Origin of the sequence: Vibrio sp. 10N.261.55.C5, from assembly GCF_041470505.1 — a bacterium.
Classification (GTDB): domain Bacteria; phylum Pseudomonadota; class Gammaproteobacteria; order Enterobacterales; family Vibrionaceae; genus Vibrio; species Vibrio crassostreae_C.
Genome location: NZ_JBFRMS010000033.1, coordinates 1 through 20,606, shown reverse-complemented (window position 1 = coordinate 20,606; position 20,606 = coordinate 1). Strand labels below are relative to the sequence as shown.

Below are 20,606 nucleotides of genomic sequence, written 5' to 3'. Positions count from 1 at the left end.
TACGACAACCTTTCCCCCAAAAAGGTTCGCCTGAATGCGCAGTTATATTTTCAAACAGTGAGATACTCGTATCACGTTTATTTAAACGCTCGTTTGATTTAATTAACAACTTCTTTACAATGCTTCAGGTCAGACCTCTTAACTTTAAGGAGAAACCATGGGCAAACAGGAAGTCAAAACGCGTTCTGGAGAACGTGTTGCCGTTGTCGCTGGATTACGAACCCCATTTGCTCGTCAGAGCACAGAATTTAGCCAAGTGCCTGCGGTTGACCTAGGCAAAATGGTTGTGAGCGAAATGCTTGCAAGAACGGATGTCGATCCTGCGCTTATCGAACAAGTTGTGTTCGGCCAAGTAGTGCAAATGCCAGAAGCGCCGAACATTGCGCGTGAAATCGTGTTGGGCACAGGCATGAACATCAATACCGATGCCTACAGTGTCACACGAGCATGTGCGACCAGCTTCCAAGCGGCAGTTAACGTGACCGAAAGCATTATGGCTGGCACGATTGATATCGGTATTGCGGGCGGTGCGGACTCTTCTTCTGTATTGCCTATCGGTGTTTCGAAAAAGTTAGCGGCAAATCTATTAGCGCTGAGTAAAACGAAAACTATGGGTCAAAAGCTGAAAATTCTTAAAACACTTTCCGTAAAAGATTTGATGCCAGTACCACCTGCAGTTGCTGAATACTCGACCGGTTTATCCATGGGACAAACGGCTGAGCAAATGGCTAAGACGCATGGTATTACTCGCGAAGCTCAAGATGCACTTGCTCACCGTTCTCACTCTTTGGCTTCTCAGGCATGGAAAGAAGGCAAGATTAAAGACGAAGTGATGACGGCATTCCCGGCACCTTACAAAAAGTATCTAGCGGAAGACAACAACATTCGCCACGACTCAACGGTTGAAGGATACGCCAAGCTACGTCCTGCTTTTGATAGAAAGTACGGCAGTGTAACGGCAGCCAATGCTACGCCTCTTACCGATGGCGGTGCAGCAGTGATGTTGATGCGCGAAGGTAAAGCGAAAGAACTAGGCTTAGAAGTGCTTGGTTATATTCGTGGTTATGCGTTCTCAGCGATTGGTGTTGAAACAGATATGCTGATGGGCCCGACTTACGCGACCTCACAAGTATTAAAGAACACCGGTTTAGAGTTGTCAGACCTAACACTGATCGAAATGCACGAAGCATTCGCTGCCCAAGTTTTGGCTAACGTTAAAATGTTCGCGAGCGATGAGTTTGCACAGAAGAATCTTGGCCGCGACAAAGCGATCGGTGAGATTGATATGGAGAAGTTCAACGTGCTGGGTAGCTCGATTGCTTACGGACATCCGTTTGCAGCGACTGGCGCGCGCATGATGACTCAAACATTACGTGAACTGAAACGTCGCGGTGGCGGCTTGGCATTGAACACAGCTTGTGCGGCTGGTGGTTTAGGTGCAGCAATGATCTTGGAGGTAGAATAATGTCTACGACTCTTGATGCAACAACAGAAAAAGAAACAGTCGCTCAACCAGATTCAACCTTTGCGACTGAATCAACCAAAAAGAAAGCGACAGCATTTACTCTCAATATCGATGAGCAAGATATTGCTTGGTTAGCGATTGATGTACCAAACGAGAAAATGAACACGCTGCAAGCGGCTTTTGCTGAAGAAATGAAAGCCATCTTCGAGCAACTCAAAGAAAAGCAAAGCCGAGTTAAGGGCCTAATCGTTCATTCTCTTAAGCCAGATAACTTTATCGCTGGTGCTGATGTAAGAATGCTTGATGCGTGTAAAACGGCTGACGAAGCACAGTCTCTGGCTCGCCAAGGGCAGGAGATGTTCCAAACGCTTTCTGAACTACCGTACCCAGTAGTCGCAGCGATTCACGGCCCATGTTTAGGTGGTGGTTTAGAGCTTGCACTGGCGTGTGATTACCGTGTATGTACCGATTCAGATAAGACTCGCGTTGGTCTGCCAGAAGTACAGTTAGGTCTGTTACCAGGCTCTGGCGGTACACAGCGTCTACCTCGCCTTATTGGTTTGCTGCCATCTCTTGACCTAATCCTTACGGGTAAGCAACTGCGCGCTAAGAAAGCGAAATCGCTCGGTGTTGTCGATGCTTGTGTGCCTGAAACTATCCTGCTTGAAGTCGCTAAAAGCTTTGTTGAAAAGAATACGGGCAGTAAAAAAGGTAAGCGTCTGGCGTCGAAAAGCCAAGCGTCGACTAAAGAAAAGCTGATTTCACGCACGGGCCTTGGTCGCAAAGTGATTTTTGAACAGGCTTCAAAGAAGACGAATCAGAAAACACGCGGAAATTACCCAGCAGCGGATGCGATTTTAGACGTGATTCGTTATGGCCTAGAGAACGGCTTTGATAAAGGCCTTCAGTACGAAGCGAAGCGTTTCTCAGAACTGGTTATGACTTCAGAGTCTAAAGCCCTTCGTTCGATTTTCTTTGCAACCACGGAAATGAAAAAAGAACACGGCGCAGACGCAGAACCCAAAGCGGTTAAGCGTGTTGGTGTGCTAGGCGGTGGTCTTATGGGCGCAGGCATCAGCCATGTCAGTGTTGCTAAGGCGAAAGTGCCTGTACGCATTAAAGACGTATCAAATGAAGGTGTACTGAACGCGCTTAACTACAACTTCAAGTTGTTCGATAAGCAGCGTAAGCGTCGCATTCTGAGCCGAGCGGGCCTTGAAAGTAAGATGCTTCAACTGTCTGGTGGTATCGACTTTACGAGCTTTAATCACACCGATGTGGTGATTGAAGCGGTATTTGAAGACCTCGACCTTAAGCAGTCAATGGTTGCGGACATCGAAGCCAATGCCAAGCCAGAGACTATTTTCGCGACGAATACGTCTTCATTGCCGATCCATAAGATTGCGGAGAAGGCGCAGCGACCAGAAAACGTGGTCGGTCTTCACTACTTCAGCCCAGCCGAAAAAATGCCGCTAGTAGAAGTTATCCCTCATGAAACTACGTCAGAAGAGACGATTTCTACGGTTGTTGCATTAGCGAAGAAGCAAGGTAAAACGCCGATTGTTGTGAAAGACACGGCTGGTTTTTATGTGAACCGTATTCTTGCTCCGTACATGAACGAAGCAGCGCATTTACTGCTAGCGAACGAGCCGATTGAAAAGCTCGACAGCACGTTATTGGACTTCGGTTTCCCGGTTGGTCCTATCACTTTATTAGATGAGGTGGGTGTTGATATCGGTGCGAAGATCATTCCGATTTTAGTGAATGAGCTTGGCGATCGTTTCCAAGGTCCTGATGTGTTCGATATTCTTTTGAATGACAATCGTAAAGGCCGCAAGAGTGGTAAAGGTTTCTACACTTACAAAGGCAAGAAGAAGGAGGTGGATAAGTCAGTTTACAAGCTGCTTAAGCTGCAACCAGATCCTAAGTTGAGCGATAACGATATCGCGATGCGCTGTGTGTTACCTATGCTAAACGAAGCGGTTCGTTGTCTAGACGACGGCATTATCCGCAGCCCTCGTGATGGTGATATCGGTGCGATTTTCGGTATCGGTTTCCCGCCATTCCTAGGTGGTCCGTTCCGTTATATGGATCAAATCGGCATTAAGTCACTGGTTGAGATGATGAACGATTTCGCTAAGAAGTACGGTGATCGTTTCGCGCCATGTGATGGCCTACTGACACGTGCTGGATTGGGTGAGTCTTTCTACAAGTAACTCTCTAACTCATTGATTAAGAAGCCCGTATCAAGCAATTGATGCGGGCTTTTCTGTTTTATGAACGAGTGTGAAAGGAATGAGATTCCCGACTCAGTCGTTCCTCCTTCTCGGGAATGATGATTGAGAGATAAAAAGTAAGTTATTGCGTTGATTAGAAAGGTGGTCAAACACACGTCAATCAAAACTACCGTCATCTCCTAAAGCGACGAAGGAGCGTAATAGGAGATCTGCTTTTGGATCTGCATCCAATAAAAAAGGTTGATGCTTTCACATCAACCTTATGATTTTCATTCCAGCTTTATCAGCCTAGCTCAGTATCTTTCGGGCGTAACTGAAACTCATCAATAGAGCCAATTTCAACACCTGCTGACAGCTTCTCTTCCTCATTATGAGCATTACCGTGAGCATGCATAATCAGGCGATTTGCCGTGCGTGGTTTTAGCTGGCTAACCACAAAACGCATCATGTCTGAGCGAGTTAACCCCTTAAGGTCTTCCAATACGCGCTCTCTCTGGTTGAACTCAACATCCTTATTGCCTATCGCAACCCATAAGCGCTGAGCTCGCCCTCGCAAAGTCGTATCTGGTGCCGAAATCTGATTCCAGAGACCGCGCTTACTGCTGTGCCATTGATAGTCGTTAAGCTCCAACAGCACCATGTAAAAGGCATTGAGGAACTCATCTATTGAAGCTAACAAGTCAGCAGGGGCGGCATTCGGTGATTGCACATACAACACAATACCAGGGTGTCGGTTGAGCGGCATATTGCCAGTACCGACCATGTAACCTAGTTGCTGCTTGGTTCGTATCTCATGGAAGAAAGTGGCCGACATCAAATGGTTTGCCAATGAATACAGCGCGATATTTTTAGGTGAAATATCAGGGCATTGGTAATAAACCACAATTGCTGAATCATCTTGGTTACACACCACTTCACGTTGGAAGCTGCCGTTTTCACCGAGCATGATGAGCGGACGCAGTGATTCTTCGTAAGCCTGATCTTGAACACGCAGTGCATCTTTTAGCGTTTCAGCCATCTTGTGTGCATCGGCTTTTTTCCAGTCGCCATACACAAACATCTCAACATGAAGTTCCGCCAAGATTGCTTGAACAAAAGAGGAGAGCTCATCGACCTCTATCGTTTCTAGGGCTTCAATTAACACGGAATAAGGCGGGTTATTTGGTTGAAGTATCCCAGTCATTGCATTAAACAACTGCGAAATAGGGCGATCTTGCGACGCGTTGTTCCAGTTTCTGAGCAATTGATGCTTGATGGTTTCGAAGCGTGTTGGACTAAAGTCGCGTGCTTGGAAACGTTCAAGAATCATATTGAGCAGTTTTGGCTGTTTCTCGCTAAACCCGGACAGAGTGAGCGTTACACCGCCCTGATGGGTGTACATGTTGTAGCCCATTCCGGCGATTTCAGCCTGATACGTATCTTTTTCGAGTGAGTCTAAGAACATCTCTACGCACAAGCGTGTTTTAACGATATTTCTTGGGCTAGCAACTGAGTGCGGGCTATCGATAGCGACATACACCACACCTTTAGGAACTCGAAATTGATGGTCTTGCAGGTGCCACAGCTTAAAGCCGTCGAGCTCTTCTAACAGTTGTGGGAACTTAGCGTCACCTTCCAGTTCAGTCGGGTCTAGATCGTAGCAAATAAACGGGTTTTTGCTTGGGAGTTCAAACTGCCAACCGGGGTTAATGCACGTAAAGCATTGAACTTGTTCAGCGCTAAAAGGTGTGACCGAGTAGGGAGTAAAGTACCACTTCGCTTCCCTGTCATACTCGAATCCCTGAGCAACAATGGTCGCTCGCATGTTGTCTACGGTTAAGTAAGGCAGCAAAGAACGCTGTAATTCGTCATCGAAATGCGACATTTTGTAATCGCCATACACCACATCTTGCTCTTGGTAGTGCTGCATGTTGATGACGAGGTGGCTGACGACATCAAGCGGTCTTGCTGGCTCTTGAAAGCGGAAAGCAGACTCTAAAACGGCGCGTTTTTCTAGGTAGCGCCACTCTTCTATGCCTTGTTGTTCGACTAACTTGATGTACTGAAATATCGCTTGGATGATGTTATCGGTTTTGGTTAAACCTTCTATGGTCAATGAGCAACTGACTGTGAAATCACGGTAGTTACTGCCACTCGCGCCACCACCTGCAGAGAGAGATGTTATCCAGCCTTTCTCTTTGAGTTGCATCATCAAACTGCCTTCACCTTCGTAACCTAAAAGGTGGGCAAAGAACGACAAAGGCTTAACGCCGTAGTGTTCGTCCATGCTTGGCATCGGGAAGGTTAAGATCAGTTTGCGCACTTCTTTAATCGGCTCAACGCGGACTTGTACACCCGTACTTAACTCGCCGACAATCGGAACTTCAACCTTTTTGCCTTGTAGGTTGTGATTGGTGATTGAGCTAAAGCGATCCTCAACCCAGCTTTGCATCTCATCTAACGACTGATTGCCAGACAGTGTCAGTGTCATCAAGTCAGCAGAGTATTGTTGCTGGTGGAAAGCCAAGATCTCTTGTCGAATCGTCTCGCCGTTTCTGTCACCCAACGTATCGATATTACCGACAGAAAACTTCGAGAATGGGTGATTGTGATTCACCAGTTCTTTGGTAACTTGGTACAAGCGTCGTGAGTCGTCGTTGAGTTTCATCTTGTATTCGGAGTCAACGGCTTGGCGTTCTTTGTCTAACGCTTCTTCGTTGAAAAGGGGAGCGGTAAAAAATTGGCTGAAGCGATCGAGTGCGGTTTCAAAGGCATTCAATTCAACATCAAAAAAGAAGCAGGTGTGCTCTGTTCCTGTCCAAGCGTTGTTGCTACCGCCATGCTGGCTGATAAAACTTTGGAACTCTCCGACCTTTGGATACTTTTCAGTTCCCAAAAATAGCATATGCTCTAAGTAGTGAGCTAAACCCTCTCGGTCTGTAGGGTCATCAAAATGCCCCACATTGACGGCTAATGCGGCTGCTGCTTTTTGAGCATTTTGATCCTGAACTAACAGTGCACGTAACCCGTTATTTAAGGTTATGTAGCGGTATTGATGTTCATCATTTGGGCTTAAGTGCACAGGAGCATCTCCAGAGAAGGTGGTTTTTAAATTATGTACCCGATGATTCGGCGTGCAAACCTTGTGATCATATTTTGGGATATGAAGTGCTTTTTGGCGATTTCTAAATCACTTTTATCGATTTTTATCAGTAATTTATTTTCTTTTAACAAGATTGTTAAGAAAGTCGAACTCTTTGGCAAGTGACTTGATATAATTATTTATATTGACTGCGGTTTCTCTGGATTGAGAGCCAAACCTAAGTAGCGTTTCGCTGATATATGGGATATATCGACTTTCGACATGTTACGAAGACAGGATTGAACATGAAAATATTCATTATGCGCCACGGTGAAGCAGAACATTTTGCCAACTCGGATGCAGAAAGAGCGTTGACCAAGCGCGGGAAAATGGCTTCTCTTGCCGTGGCACAAGCTGCAAATGAGCAGGGGATTAGTCAATTCGATAAAGTGCTGGTGAGCCCATATTTAAGGGCACAAGAAACGTGGTTAGAGATCTCTCAGGCGTTTTCTGGAAAGAAAGTAGAAACCTGTGATGATATTACGCCTTATGGAATGTCCGACGATGTGTTTGATTTGACCTTAGCAATGGCTGAAGTAGAAAAACTAGAGACCATTTTATTTGTTTCTCATTTACCTCTAGTGGGCTACCTAACTGCAGAGTTTGCAACAGGCATGGCGCCGCCTATGTTTCCCACTTCGGGCCTAGCGTGTATCGACTTCAACCTTGAGACACAAAAAGGTGAGTTGCTTTGGAACATCAATCCATAAGCTCGTTGAGCTCTGTTTGATGACAAAGTTGCAGACAATTAGAAAGGGCATCTCAATATGATTGGGATGCCCTTTGTTGTTTTTTGGTGAGAGAGAGTTTGTTAACCAGAATTACTTCTCAGGAACCGAAAGCAAGACTAACAGCGCGCCATTGCCGCCAAACTCTAACGGCGCTTGGTGGAAAGCCATCACGTCTGGGTGCTGTGCTAACCACAAAGGCACCTTCTGTTTAAGGATGTGTTTACCGATACCGTGTTGAACGCAAGCACACGCCACGCTCTCTTTCACGCAGTGCGCAATCATCGCGCCAAGCTCACGTTTGGCTTCTTGTTGAGTCATACCATGCATATCGAGATACACGTCAGGCACGTAGACACCACGACGGAGGCGCTTGACCTCATATTTAGAGACATCATCACGCGCATAACGCGTCGGACCGTCTTCGCTAAGATGCGGAATGAACTCATCCGAGAAATAAAACTCGCTATCACTGGCTTGTCTTGCCGTTCGAGTAATTTCTTTTTGCTTGGCATTTCTTTTTGGCTGCTGGACTATGGTATCCTGTTGCAACTTTTTAACGCCCTTTACTGCATCGTTGAACAGGGCGAAATCGTCATCGAAGTCGGTGTCTTTTTTGCTCATCAGGTTATGAATTCTAATTAGAAACGTAATTAGCAGTATTGTAGCGCTTTTCGGAGACAATTTTGGATAAGATTTTTGTAGAAGAAGCGGTATCAGAACTACACACGCTTCAAGATGTGATTCGTTGGACTGTTAGCCGCTTTAACGCAGCGGGCCTATTTTATGGTCACGGCACTGATAACGCGTGGGATGAGGCAGTACAACTTATCTTACCTACTCTTTATCTGCCGATTGATGTTCCTTCGCATGTGATGAACTCTCGTCTAACGAGCAGCGAACGTCTACGTATTGTTGAGCGCGTAATCAAGCGTATTAATGATCGTACACCAACGGCTTACCTAACCAACAAAGCTTGGTTCTGTGGTCTTGAGTTCTTCGTTGATGAGCGCGTTCTTGTGCCTCGTTCTCCAATTGGTGAGCTGATCGAAGCTCAATTCCAACCTTGGTTAACTGAAGAGCCAACTCGCATCATGGATATGTGTACGGGTAGTGGTTGTATCGCTATTGCTTGTGCTCACGCATTCCCAGACGCTGAAGTAGATGCGATTGATATCTCTACTGACGCATTGCAAGTTGCAGAGCAGAACGTTCAAGATCACGGCATGGAGCAGCAAGTGTTCCCAATCCGTTCAGATCTTTTCCGTGATTTGCCAAAAGAGAAATACAACCTGATCGTATCTAACCCACCTTACGTGGACGAAGAAGATATGAACAGCCTGCCAGATGAGTTTACTCACGAGCCAGAACTTGGCCTAGCAGCGGGTACAGACGGTCTGAAATTGGTTCGTCGCATCTTAGCTAATGCACCAGACTACCTAACTGACGACGGTATTCTTATCTGTGAAGTTGGTAACTCAATGGTTCATATGATGGATCAGTACCCAGAGATTCCATTCACTTGGATTGAATTCTCTAACGGTGGTCATGGCGTATTCATGATCACTCGTGAGCAGCTTGTTGCTTGCGCTGATGAGTTCTCTATCTACAAAGACTAGGTTTCAATTATTAGGTTAGTGCCCCTATCTTAGGGCTGTAAGCTTAGAACCTGACATCTAGTAAGACGTTCGATTTGAAACGTTTTTATTTAAACGCCATGCAGCAATGCATGGCGTTTTTTATTGCCTAGATTAAAGATGTTTGCATTTATATCGAAGACGTTAAGCGCAATATTTAGTTGATTAATATGAGGACTTATTACATATTGGTGTTTAATATTTAGTCGTTTTAGTGAGTTAAGGAGGATTCACGATGAGCTTTGATACATGGATTTATTATTTATTAGCGGTGCTAATTTTAACGGCATCACCAGGCCCAAGTTCTTTATTGTGCATGACAAAAGGTGTGCAATCTGGCTTTAAATTATCGATATTTACTGCCTTGGGGAGCTTAACTGCGATTACTGGTATTTTAACTTTATCGTTTACCGGGCTAGGGGTCATTATTGCTTCGTCTGAAGTGGTATTTAATGTCATAAAATGGACTGGTGCAGCTTATCTGATCTTCCTCGGTTGGAAGTCTCTGCGCTCTAGCCAACAAGATTATGACAAGTTATCGGATCAACAAGGCGGTGCTCAATCTGTCAAAGAAAGCGCTGCGCAGCATTACTTAAGTGGCTTTATTGTTGGCGCGAGTAACCCCAAAGCTATCTTGTTTTTTACTGCACTTTTCCCACAGTTTATTGATCCCTCAATTGCGCTATTACCACAGTTTACCGTGTTTGCTTTTACCTTCGCAGTGATGGAATTGTCTTGGTTATTGGTGTATGCCTACTTGGGGGCGAAGTCGTCAAATTGGTTGTTTGCGAAAGGTCGAGCCAAGGTCTTTAATCGTGTCACTGGAGGTGTCTTTATTGGGGCTGGTGCACTGCTTTCGACGACCAGTCGAGCATAACTTTCTGTTTTATCAGAGAGGTGAATGATTACAGAATATTCTTGATGCTGTCATAAAAGGTTAATATTAATGTGCTTGCTGCTTTTAGCGAAAAGCCGATATATTGTAGTTACACCATCACGTTCTCAAGGAGAGACATATGCAGCATCAAGAAATGATTCAACACAGTAACTTTGGCGTAATCAGTCGTACTTGGATTTTCTCTACCCTTTCTCTAGTGGGTATTCTTGCTCTAATGTAGTCAGCTTCATGGCTCTATAGTTTTAGTTTTTATTATGAAATCACTTGTTAAAAAGTCTTCAAAGTCAGAACTCTTTCTCTTATAAATGTGGCTTTTCTCATCAGGCTAGCCACTTAACCTTTTCTTCGCTGTACCTTTCTCTGATTAACCATTTTCTCTGAATAATCGCTTTGACGTGTTACCCCATTTCTTCAAATAGACTCATTGTTTAACCTGATCTGAAGTTGTTATCAAACTGTGATAATCTTAAGTTATCTATTACCTACAGTGTATCTCTCATGTCTGTCTGGGATTCAATTTCATTTAACAATCGATTTACGGCGTTACCTCGACTGTTCTATACCCCAATTCAACCTACACCTTTAAATAATGTCCAATGGCTTGCATGGAACCATAACCTTGCCAGTGAACTCGGTTTTTTGTCATTTGATGATGCTTCCGAGGAATTGCTTGAAACGTTATCTGGCAATGTTGAACCTGAGCAGTTTTCGCCTGTAGCAATGAAATACGCAGGCCACCAGTTTGGTTCTTATAACCCGGATTTAGGTGATGGAAGAGGGCTGTTATTAGCTCAAATTGTCGCGAAAAGTGGCGAAACGTTCGATTTACACCTTAAAGGTGCCGGTAAAACGCCCTATTCACGTATGGGCGATGGACGCGCTGTTATTCGATCAACCGTTCGTGAGTACTTATGTAGCGAAGCGATGGCAGGGCTCAATATCCCAACCACTCGCGCGTTGGCTATGATGACCAGCGATACGCCGGTTTATCGTGAGAAGCAAGAGTGGGGCGCATTGTTGGTGCGCGCTGCTGAGTCACATATTCGTTTCGGTCACTTTGAACATCTGTTTTATACCAATCAGTTAGCAGAACATAAATTATTGGCCGACAAAGTCATCGAATGGCACTTCCCAGAATGCCTCGATGAAGAGAAACCCTACGCAGCCATGTTTAATGAGATTGTTGATCGCACTGCAGAAATGGTCGCGCTGTGGCAAGCGAATGGTTTTGCTCACGGAGTCATGAACACCGATAACATGTCGATCATCGGGCAAACTTTCGATTATGGTCCGTTCGCGTTTCTTGATGAATATGACCCAAGATTGATCTGTAATCACTCGGATTACCAAGGTCGTTATGCTTTTAACCAGCAGCCAAGAATAGGGCTTTGGAACCTGTCGGCACTGGCTCACTCACTTTCTCCGCTGGTGGATAAGGCCGACTTAGAGGCGGCTTTAGAGCAGTACGAACCGCAAATGAACGGTTACTTTAGTCAGATGATGCGTCGTAAGTTGGGGCTACTTTCGAAACAAGAAGGCGACAGTCGTTTGTTTGAATCTATGTTCGAGCTGATGTCGCAAAACAAAGTCGACTACCCAAGGTTCTTTAGAACGCTATCGAACCTAGACACCTTGTCGCCACAAGAAGTGATTGATCTGATAATTGATCGAGAGGCAGCAAAACTGTGGGTAGATAACTACTTACAACGCTGCGAATTGGAAGATAGCTCAGTGGTCGAGCGCTGCGAAAATATGAGACAGGTAAACCCGAAATACATCCTCAGAAACTACCTAGCTCAGCTAGCGATAGACAAAGCAGAGCGCGGTGATAGCAGCGATATTGACGCTTTGATGGTGGTACTGGCAGACCCTTATGCGGAACACCCGGATTATGAATACCTTGCGGCTCTACCTCCTGAGTGGGGTAAAGCCATGGAGATCAGCTGCTCTTCATAACCAACCAATAGCGGATTAAGCCCTAAAGATTCAGATAGAGGGCACTAAGTTGTGATCTTTATCTGTTTGTTCTTCTAACTTTACAAACATGTCAATAATCAAACAATCGGCCAGCCTATACACTATGTGAATAAGTTGTAAATTTAATAGGTTTGGGCGATGCCAACAAATACTCGAATTCTCGTGGTGGATGATGATCAAGAAATCCGCGAGCTGCTGGAAGAGTACCTCACAAAATCTGGTTTCGATGTTTCTTCTGTGGGAGATGGTGTTGAACTAGAAGCTCATCTGCAAAACCAAGGTTATCCAGATCTGATTCTGCTTGATGTGATGCTACCCGGTGACGATGGTTTTACCTTGTGTCAACGTGTCCGTAAGCAATCGAATGTGCCTATCATCATGCTAACTGCCGTATCGGATGAAACCGACCAGATTATCGGCTTAGAAATTGGTGCTGATGATTACATCGCTAAGCCGTTTAGCCCTCGCCAGTTAATGGCGCGTATCAAAGCCCTGTTACGCCGTGTTCAAGTTGTCGATGATAAGCCGAGTGATTCATTGCCTAAACAGATTATCTTTGGTGATTGGACGCTCGATACCCTAGCTCATCGAATTTCTCACAATGAAAGCTCAGAAGAAATGGACTTATCGGGCAGTGACTTCTCACTGTTAATGTTGTTCCTTACTCGCCCTAATGAAGTGTTAGACCGAGATACTATCTCTTTTGCCACCAGAGGCCGTGAAGCGCTGCCTTTTGAGCGCGGCATTGATGTACAGCTTAGTCGACTGAGAAGCCGATTGGGCGACAGTGGTAAATATCCTCACTACATCAAAACCATGCGCGGCAACGGCTATATTCTGGCTGTGCCTGTTCAGTATGAACACTGATAATCAAGAGCTGTTAATCACCTTGCCAATAAAGTATTGCCTATGAACTGGTTGAGTCGATTAAAACCAAACTCTTTGGTTGCCAGAACATTGTTACTGACCTTGTTAGCCGTGGTGATTGCTCAGGGTATCGCAACGTCTATTTGGTATAGCGAATCCAAACACAAAGAGTTGGAAGGGATTCGTTCTGCCTCCGAAAGCATGGCCAATATGTTTGCCTCGACGGTGACTTTCTTTCAGTCTCTACCCGTCAAATATCGTCATATCGTATTAGATCAGATCCGCAATATGGGCGGTACGCGCTTTTTCGTCTCTTTCAATAAAGAGGCGTTGATTGTCGAACCGATCCCTGATACCCGTTTAAAAACCGCCTCGATTGAAGCTATAGAAAGTGTTTTGAGTAGCAAGCTCAATAAAGTGGAATCAGTTCGTGTTGATTTCTCTCGCCCTGAACATCTCCGTTTGCTTAAAAATGACATTTACTTGAGCGATCTCCCGCGATCGTGGGCACATCACACATTAACCTTAGAACCTCTTAATCCTCCTATTCTGGTTGTTCAGATAGAACTAGCCAGTCATGAATGGGTGTATATCGCCGCGTTGTTGCCGGCGCCTTACGTCAAACTCGACGATACGATTCTCGGTCGTGAGCAAGTGATCTTCTTAGTTTCCTCGACACTCATTCTTTTGGTTTTGACTTACTTGATGATTCGTCGCCAAGTGCGCCCTCTTAAAAAATTAGCAAGAGCCGCCAATGAGATGAGTATGGACATTCAGCAACCCCAACTGAAAGAAGAAGGGGCGACTGAACTGGTCACCGCAACCCGAGCCTTTAATCGCATGCAGCAACGGATTCGTCGCTATGTTGCCGACCGAGAGCACCTTTTTTCTGCGATCTCCCATGACTTAAAGACACCAATAACACGTCTAAGATTGCGTGCAGAGTTGTTGGAGAGTGAAGTAAAGAAAGACAAATTCAATAAAGATCTCGATGAGCTCGAGATGATGGTCAAAGGTGCTTTGCAAGCGGTAAGAGACACCGATCTACACGAGAATAATGCCATTATTGACCTCAATGAAATGGTGCTCTCTGTGATTGAATCTCATAACCAGTATCAGACAAAAGTTGAGTTCGAGCCGGTCGTCATTGAGCCATTGGTCGCGAAACCACTGGCGATTAAGCGTGTACTGACCAACTTAATCGACAACGCAGTTAAGTATGGTTCATCTGCCGTAGTGGAAGTTAGTGGTGATGAGCTTTGGGTGGTCGTGACTATTCAAGACCGTGGTAATGGCATTCCAGAAGACAAACTAGAGATGGTCTTTGAACCTTACTTTAGGCTTGCAACCGACGACCAAGGACACGGACTTGGCCTCGGGATCTGCCGAAATATCCTGCACGGACACGGCGGAGATCTCATTATTCGCAACTCCTCTCAAGGTGGCTTAGAAGCCAAAGTCTATATCCCAACAGGCCTAGAAGTGTAATGTAACAACTATGTTACATAGGGCTTACCTTTTGTTTCAATCCTAAAAATCAAAATAAGTAGACTCTTTATTGAACCGGACGTCGAGTCCGCTAAAACATGGAAGATAATAATGAAAATCAATAAAACCCTACTTACTCTATCTCTTCTTGCTGCCTCAACATTTTCTCAAGCTGGTGAAGTGGAAGTGCTTCACTGGTGGACTGCCGGTGGCGAAGCGAAATCCGCAGCTGTACTGAAAGAGATGATTGAAGAACAAGGCCATACTTGGAAAGATTTCGCTGTTGCTGGTGGCGGCGGTGAAAGTGCGATGACTGTTTTGAAAACTCGAGCAGTGTCGGGCAATCCTCCATCTGCGGCGCAGATTAAAGGTCATGATATTCAAGAGTGGGGTGGTTTAGGTTTTCTAACGTCTCTCGATGCAACTGCGAAACAAGAAAAATGGGATGAGCTACTGCCAGAAGTGGTCACTAAAGTGATGAAGTGGGATGGCGAATATGTCGCAGTTCCTGTCAACGTTCACCGTGTTAACTGGCTTTGGGCTAACCCTGTTGTTTTAGAAAAATCAGGCGTGACGGTTCCAACTACGTTAGATGAGTTCTTTGTTGCCGCAGACAAGATTAAAGCGGCTGGCTTCATTCCACTGGCTCACGGTGGTCAACCTTGGCAAGACGCTACGGTATTCGAAGCTGTAGCACTTGATGTACTAGGCAGTGAAGATTACAACAAAGCGTTTGTTGATCTGGATATGGACGTGTTATCTGGCGACAAAATGGTGGAAGTGTTCACCAAGTTCAAAAAGATGCGTGATTACATCGACAGCAACTCTCCGGGTCGTGATTGGAACGTAGCAACTTCGATGGTTATCAATGGCGAAGCGGCAATGCAGATCATGGGTGACTGGGCGAAAGGTGAATTTACTGCGGCAGGCAAAGTACCGGGTAAAGATTACATCTGTGCACCAGCACCGGGCACTGATGGCCAATTCACTTTCAACATCGATAGCTTTGCGTTCTTTGAGCTGAGTGACAAAGAGAACCAAAAAGCGCAGCAAGACCTAGCGAAAACCATTCTTACCAAAGATTTCCAAGAAGTCTTCAACCTTAACAAGGGTTCTATCCCTGTACGTCTAGATATGGACATGTCTAAGTTCGACCAATGTGCGTTGGATTCAATGGCAACCTTCAAAGCGAGTGCGAAATCTGGCGATCTTGTTCCGAGTATGGCTCACGGCCTAGCGACAACAAGCTACGCTCAAGGCGCGATTTACGACGTGGTAACCAACTTCTTCAACGAAAAAGATGCCGATCCAAAACAAGCGGCGGCTAAGTTAGCGAAAGCTGTGAAAGCGGCTATCTAATATAACTTGATAAGCGACACACAACGCACGTGAGTGACGGGTTGTGTTGCTTTACCAAACCCCCAGGGTGGGTAGGCTCGTAGGGAGCCTATCTACTCTTCACTCCCAATTCTGATATGCGTGATGCTGATGTGGTGCCGAAAGGTAAGCCATTGGCTCGATTGTGCAACAAGGATAAGTTATGGAGCATGTTTTGACTGAGTCGACTCCAAAACCCACAAGGAGCCAGCCTGCGCCCAAGCCTAGCTTTGCTGACAGGTTGCAACATTGGTTACCCAAGATTGTACTGGCGCCGACCGCGTTAGTGACCGTGGTGTGTATCTACGGCTATATATTCTGGACGGCGGCGCTGTCGTTTACGAATTCTCGATTTTTACCGAGCTTCAACTTTGTTGGTTTAACCCAATATGAAAAGCTGATGGATAACGATCGTTGGATCACCTCAATCACTAACCTCGGTGTGTTTGGCTTTCTATTCATGGCGATAGCTATCTTGCTTGGTGTTGGTTTTGCGGTATTGCTTGACCAGAACATCCGTCAAGAAGGAGCGATTCGTACTATCTATCTCTACCCAATGGCGTTGTCATTCATCGTGACGGGTACCGCTTGGAAATGGATTCTTAATCCAGGTCTTGGTATTGAAAAGCTGATGCAAGATTGGGGATTCAGTGACTTCAAATTTGATTGGCTAGTCGACTCTGAAATGTCGGTGTATACCTTGGTTATCGCGGCACTTTGGCAGTCTTCAGGGTTTGTGATGGCGATGTTCTTAGCCGGTCTGCGTGGCATCGATTCTTCAATCATCAAAGCGGCTCAAATCGATGGGGCAAGCTTACCCACTATTTATCTGAAAATCATTTTACCTTGCTTGCGTCCTGTGGTTTTCAGTACGGTGATCATCACGTCACACATTGCGATTAAGAGTTTCGACCTTGTGACGGCAATGACGGCAGGTGGCCCAGGTTATTCATCGGATCTTCCTGCGCTATTCATGTACGCACACTCCTTTACTCGCGGACAAATTGGCCTTGGTGCTGCCAGTGCCATGATGATGCTTGCTGGTATCTTAGCGATTCTCGTGCCTTATCTTTACTCTGAACTTAGGGAGAAAAAGTCATGATGAATAACATCAATTTTGCTCGAATATTTATCTATTCAGCACTGCTTTTCTTCTGCTTAGTTTATTTAATGCCACTGTTGGTAATGGTACTGACCTCATTCAAAACTTTGCCAGACATTAAGGCGGGTAACTTGATGAGTTTGCCGAAAGAGTGGGTGTTTGATGCTTGGTATAAAGCGTGGGATACCGCTTGTACGGGCGTAAAATGTGAAGGCATCAAAGGTTACTTTTGGAACTCATTCCAAATGGTGATTCCTGCGGTCGCAATCTCAACATTGCTCGGAGCATTCAATGGTTATGTAGTGACGAAATGGCAATTCCGAGGCTCGAATCTGTTCTTCAGCTTACTGTTGTTTGGTTGCTTCATTCCGTTCCAAGTGGTGCTACTACCAATGGCAACCATGCTCGGCAAGATGGGGCTAGCGAACACAACCATCGGCTTGGTGATTGTGCACGTTATCTACGGCATGGCGTTTACAACTCTGTTTTTCCGTAACTTCTACATCTCGATTCCGGATGAATTGATCAAAGCAGCAAAACTGGATGGTGCAGGCTTCTTTACCATTTTCTTCAAGATCTTATTACCGATCTCGACACCAATCATTATGGTGACGGTGATCTGGCAGTTCACGGCAATCTGGAATGATTTCTTATTCGGAGTGGTCTATTCCGGCTCAGATACTCAGCCGATCACCGTGGCATTAAACAACCTAGTCAACACTAGCACTGGCGTTAAAGAATATAACGTCGACATGGCTGCCGCGATCATCGCCGCACTGCCAACGTTGTTGGTGTATGTCTTCGCAGGAAAATATTTTGTTCGTGGCCTAACGGCAGGATCAGTAAAAGGATAATTACCCATGGCAACATTAGATTTAAAACAGATCCGTAAAACCTATCGCAACGCGGACAACGAAACGTTAAAGGGCATCGACATCAGTATCGATTCGGGGGAATTTTTGATACTTGTCGGCCCTTCGGGGTGTGGAAAATCCACCCTAATGAATACCATCGCTGGGCTAGAAAATATTAGCTCGGGTGAGATTGTAATTGATGGCATAGATGTGGCGCAGGTTGAACCTAAAGATCGCGATATCGCGATGGTATTCCAGTCGTACGCGCTATACCCAAACATGACGGTACGCGGCAATATCGCTTTCGGTTTGAAGATCCGCAAGATGCCACAAGACGAAATCGACGCAGAAGTGAATCGCGTCGCTGAAATGCTACAAATCGAACAACTGCTTGATCGTAAACCATCGCAGCTATCTGGTGGTCAGCGTCAACGTGTCGCTATGGGGCGCGCTTTGGCGCGTCGTCCTAAGCTGTATCTGTTCGATGAGCCGCTTTCTAACTTGGATGCCAAGCTACGTGTCGAGATGCGACACCAGATCAAACGTCTGCACCAAAAGCTGAACACCACCATTGTCTACGTGACCCATGACCAAATCGAGGCGATGACCTTGGCTGACCGTATTGCGGTGATGAAAGATGGTGAACTGCAGCAACTCGGTACGCCGCAAGAGATCTACACCAAGCCAAATAACATGTTCGTGGCGGGCTTTATGGGTTCACCATCTATGAACTTCATTAAGACCATGGTGGATTTGGATGATGAGCAGAATCCGATCATCAAAGTAACGGGTACAGCTGAGCAAGAGCACCACATTCGATTACCACAAAGCATGCGTGAGCAAGATGGCAAAGAAGTGGTGATTGGCCTGCGCCCTGAACATATTACCGAGCAGGAAAGTGAAGATGTGTCGGCAACGACCAAGCTAGACTTGCAGTTAGAAGTGCTAGAACCAACAGGGCCAGATACGATTGCGATGGTGAAAGTGAACGACCAAGAAGTGGCATGTCGCTTGTCGCCAGAATTTGAAGTGTCAGTTGGGCAAATGGCGCCGCTGCATTTTGACTTATCAAAGGCGGTATTCTTTGATGCTCAGACTGAAGCGAGAATTGATTTTTAGTTTTTGAGACAGTAGCTCAATGAGAGTCTAAGCTTAAGCAAAGGCAGTATCACTAATTACTAATAAGTAACGTGATGCTGTCTTTTTTGTGTTTTAGCCTGTTTTATTTCCTCACGAAAACAGAGGGATAAACGAGATAAATGGATTAACTGCAATAATATCGCTAATTAGCCTCCGTTAGCTCTATAAAGCTGACCGAGAACAGCGTAGGATCGCGCTACTTTAGACCAAATACTAGGTTGCACATTAGTGCATAAACAGAAGAATACATGAAACTAACAGCAAAACCCTCAGCTAGTAACGCTTTACTTATTTCTATTACGACACCGGACTTCAAAGGTGACGAAGCAAAAGAGTCTCTTGCCGAACTTGCTCGCTTAGTAACAACCCTAGGGTTTAAAGTGGTCGGTACACAATCACAGCACCACAGTTCAACACAACGACAAAACGTGTTGGGCGCAGGTAAGCTTGCAGAAATTGCACACCTCACCGGTTACCAAGGTTCGATTGAAGAAGCAGAAGATGAAGATTTTATCGATGAATCTTTTGATTTTCGCGCTAGTATCGATGAATTAGATTTTGATGATCTTCCATCTGAAGATGTGGAGTTTGGTACTGCTGACGTAGTGGTATTCGACTGTGATTTGAGCCCATCTCAACTGCGTAATGTAGAAGCGCACTTGGGTGTCGAGGTATTTGACCGTACTGGTATCATCATCGAGATCTTTAGCCGCCATGCTCGTACTCGTACCGCACGTCTGCAAGTTGAAATCGCTCGCCTAAACTACTTAGTGCCTCGACTGCGTGAAACAGCCGACGGTGATAAAGAGCGTCAAATGGGTCAGGGTGCTGGTGAAACTTCATTAGAGCTAGACCGCCGTAAAGTACGTGACCAAATTGCTGCGCTTAAACGTGAGCTGGTTAGCGTACAGGACGAAATGAAGAACCGACGCACTCAGCGTTCGGAGCTTTTCACTGTTGCTCTGGTTGGCTACACCAACGCGGGTAAATCTTCGATGATGCGCGCTATGACCGCAACCGAAGTGAGCGGTGAAGATAAGCTATTCGCGACCTTAGATACCACGGTTCGTGCACTTCAGCCGATCACTCAGCCGCGTATCTTAGTGTCAGATACGGTGGGTTTCATCAAGAAACTGCCACACGATCTGGTTGCTTCATTCCACTCAACACTAGCAGAAGCGCATGATGCTTCATTACTGCTTTATGTGGTTGATGCTTCTGATGTTTCATTCCGCGCACAGCTTGATGTGGTACACGAAGTATTAGCGCAAGTGGGCGTTGAAGGCAGCGAAAAACTATTGGTACTGAACAAGTGCGATAGATTGAGCGAAGAAGAACAGTTAGAGCTGATTGAAGAATTCCCAGATGCAATGCTGACCTCGACTCGTGACCCGCTCGATATCACCAAACTGCACAAGTACATTGTGGGTGTGGCTGAACAAGGCATGATCGAAGAAGAGATCACGATTCCTTATTCTGGACAAGGCATTATCGGTGAGATTCGCTCAAACATGAGTGTGGTGAAGGAAGAATACGACTACGAATGCATCAAGCTTACTGTACGCTCAAGTGCAATTGATTTAGCGCGCTTGAAAAAGCGTATGCAGAAGTCTTGATCGTCTATCTAGTTTAGATAAGAACGTCAAAAGAAAAGTCGACTGCAGAGAGAGCGTTTTTTCGATCTTTGGGCGCTGAACAGGGCGGGATCGCACTTT

15 protein-coding genes are annotated in these 20,606 nt (G+C 45.6%); 13 read left to right on the top strand and 2 right to left on the bottom strand.

Features of this window, described 5'->3' with window-relative positions; all coding sequences use genetic code 11:
- Positions 1–157 precede the first annotated feature (157 nt).
- Both fadI and fadJ read left to right on the top strand, forming a co-directional pair.
- Positions 158–1,465 carry an acetyl-CoA C-acyltransferase FadI gene (gene fadI / locus AB4263_RS13210; protein WP_017060645.1) on the top strand — a complete coding sequence of 436 codons (1,308 nt, stop codon included), beginning with the start codon at positions 158–160 and terminating at the stop codon, positions 1,463–1,465.
- Entirely contained in the window at positions 1,465–3,681 is a 2,217-nt protein-coding gene (gene fadJ / locus AB4263_RS13205) for a fatty acid oxidation complex subunit alpha FadJ (RefSeq protein WP_372098345.1), read from the top strand. The genes fadI and fadJ overlap by 1 nt, the downstream gene beginning before the upstream one ends.
- Before the next feature lie 304 nt (positions 3,682–3,985).
- Here the strand turns inward: fadJ and AB4263_RS13200 are convergent, their stop codons facing one another.
- Positions 3,986–6,763, bottom strand: coding sequence for an insulinase family protein (locus AB4263_RS13200; protein WP_372098344.1), 2,778 nt, complete (start codon positions 6,761–6,763; stop codon positions 3,986–3,988).
- A gap of 305 nt (positions 6,764–7,068) precedes the next feature.
- Here AB4263_RS13200 and sixA point away from each other — a divergent pair, with 305 nt between their 5' ends.
- Positions 7,069–7,533 (top strand): phosphohistidine phosphatase SixA, encoded by a 465-nt coding sequence (sixA, locus tag AB4263_RS13195; protein WP_017064097.1) that lies wholly within the window; start codon positions 7,069–7,071, stop codon positions 7,531–7,533.
- Between the two features lie 111 nt (positions 7,534–7,644).
- Here the strand turns inward: sixA and smrB are convergent, their stop codons facing one another.
- Positions 7,645–8,175, bottom strand: a complete 531-nt coding sequence (gene smrB / locus AB4263_RS13190; RefSeq protein ID WP_017064096.1) for an endonuclease SmrB — start codon at positions 8,173–8,175, stop codon at positions 7,645–7,647.
- A gap of 62 nt (positions 8,176–8,237) precedes the next feature.
- Between smrB and prmB the strand changes: the two genes are divergently transcribed.
- From prmB to hflX, 10 genes are all read left to right on the top strand, one after another.
- On the top strand, positions 8,238–9,170 hold the full coding sequence (gene prmB / locus AB4263_RS13185; protein ID WP_017060640.1) for a 50S ribosomal protein L3 N(5)-glutamine methyltransferase: 933 nt from the start codon (positions 8,238–8,240) through the stop codon (positions 9,168–9,170).
- A 253-nt stretch (positions 9,171–9,423) separates the two neighbouring features.
- Positions 9,424–10,065, top strand: coding sequence for a LysE family translocator (locus AB4263_RS13180; protein ID WP_017060639.1), 642 nt, complete (start codon positions 9,424–9,426; stop codon positions 10,063–10,065).
- Positions 10,066–10,584: 519 nt separating this feature from the next.
- Positions 10,585–12,042 (top strand): protein adenylyltransferase SelO, encoded by a 1,458-nt coding sequence (locus AB4263_RS13175; RefSeq protein WP_372098343.1) that lies wholly within the window; start codon positions 10,585–10,587, stop codon positions 12,040–12,042.
- A 159-nt stretch (positions 12,043–12,201) separates the two neighbouring features.
- Positions 12,202–12,930, top strand: a complete 729-nt coding sequence (locus tag AB4263_RS13170; protein ID WP_372098342.1) for a response regulator — start codon at positions 12,202–12,204, stop codon at positions 12,928–12,930.
- 42 nt (positions 12,931–12,972) lie between these two features.
- Positions 12,973–14,418: an ATP-binding protein gene (locus AB4263_RS13165; RefSeq protein WP_372098341.1), complete on the top strand. Its 1,446-nt coding sequence runs from the start codon at positions 12,973–12,975 to the stop codon at positions 14,416–14,418.
- A gap of 111 nt (positions 14,419–14,529) precedes the next feature.
- The gene (locus tag AB4263_RS13160) at positions 14,530–15,777 is read left to right on the top strand and encodes an ABC transporter substrate-binding protein (protein WP_017066147.1); all 1,248 of its coding nucleotides are present in this window, start codon (positions 14,530–14,532) and stop codon (positions 15,775–15,777) included.
- A gap of 181 nt (positions 15,778–15,958) precedes the next feature.
- Positions 15,959–16,897: a carbohydrate ABC transporter permease gene (locus tag AB4263_RS13155; RefSeq protein WP_372098340.1), complete on the top strand. Its 939-nt coding sequence runs from the start codon at positions 15,959–15,961 to the stop codon at positions 16,895–16,897.
- Complete coding sequence (locus tag AB4263_RS13150) at positions 16,894–17,751, top strand: carbohydrate ABC transporter permease (protein ID WP_372098339.1); 858 nt, start codon at positions 16,894–16,896, stop codon at positions 17,749–17,751. The genes AB4263_RS13155 and AB4263_RS13150 overlap by 4 nt, the downstream gene beginning before the upstream one ends.
- A 6-nt stretch (positions 17,752–17,757) precedes the next feature.
- Positions 17,758–18,870, top strand: a complete 1,113-nt coding sequence (locus tag AB4263_RS13145) for an ABC transporter ATP-binding protein (protein ID WP_372098338.1) — start codon at positions 17,758–17,760, stop codon at positions 18,868–18,870.
- A gap of 269 nt (positions 18,871–19,139) precedes the next feature.
- Positions 19,140–20,507, top strand: a complete 1,368-nt coding sequence (gene hflX / locus AB4263_RS13140) for a GTPase HflX (RefSeq protein WP_136974229.1) — start codon at positions 19,140–19,142, stop codon at positions 20,505–20,507.
- The last annotated feature ends 99 nt before the right edge of the window (positions 20,508–20,606 follow it).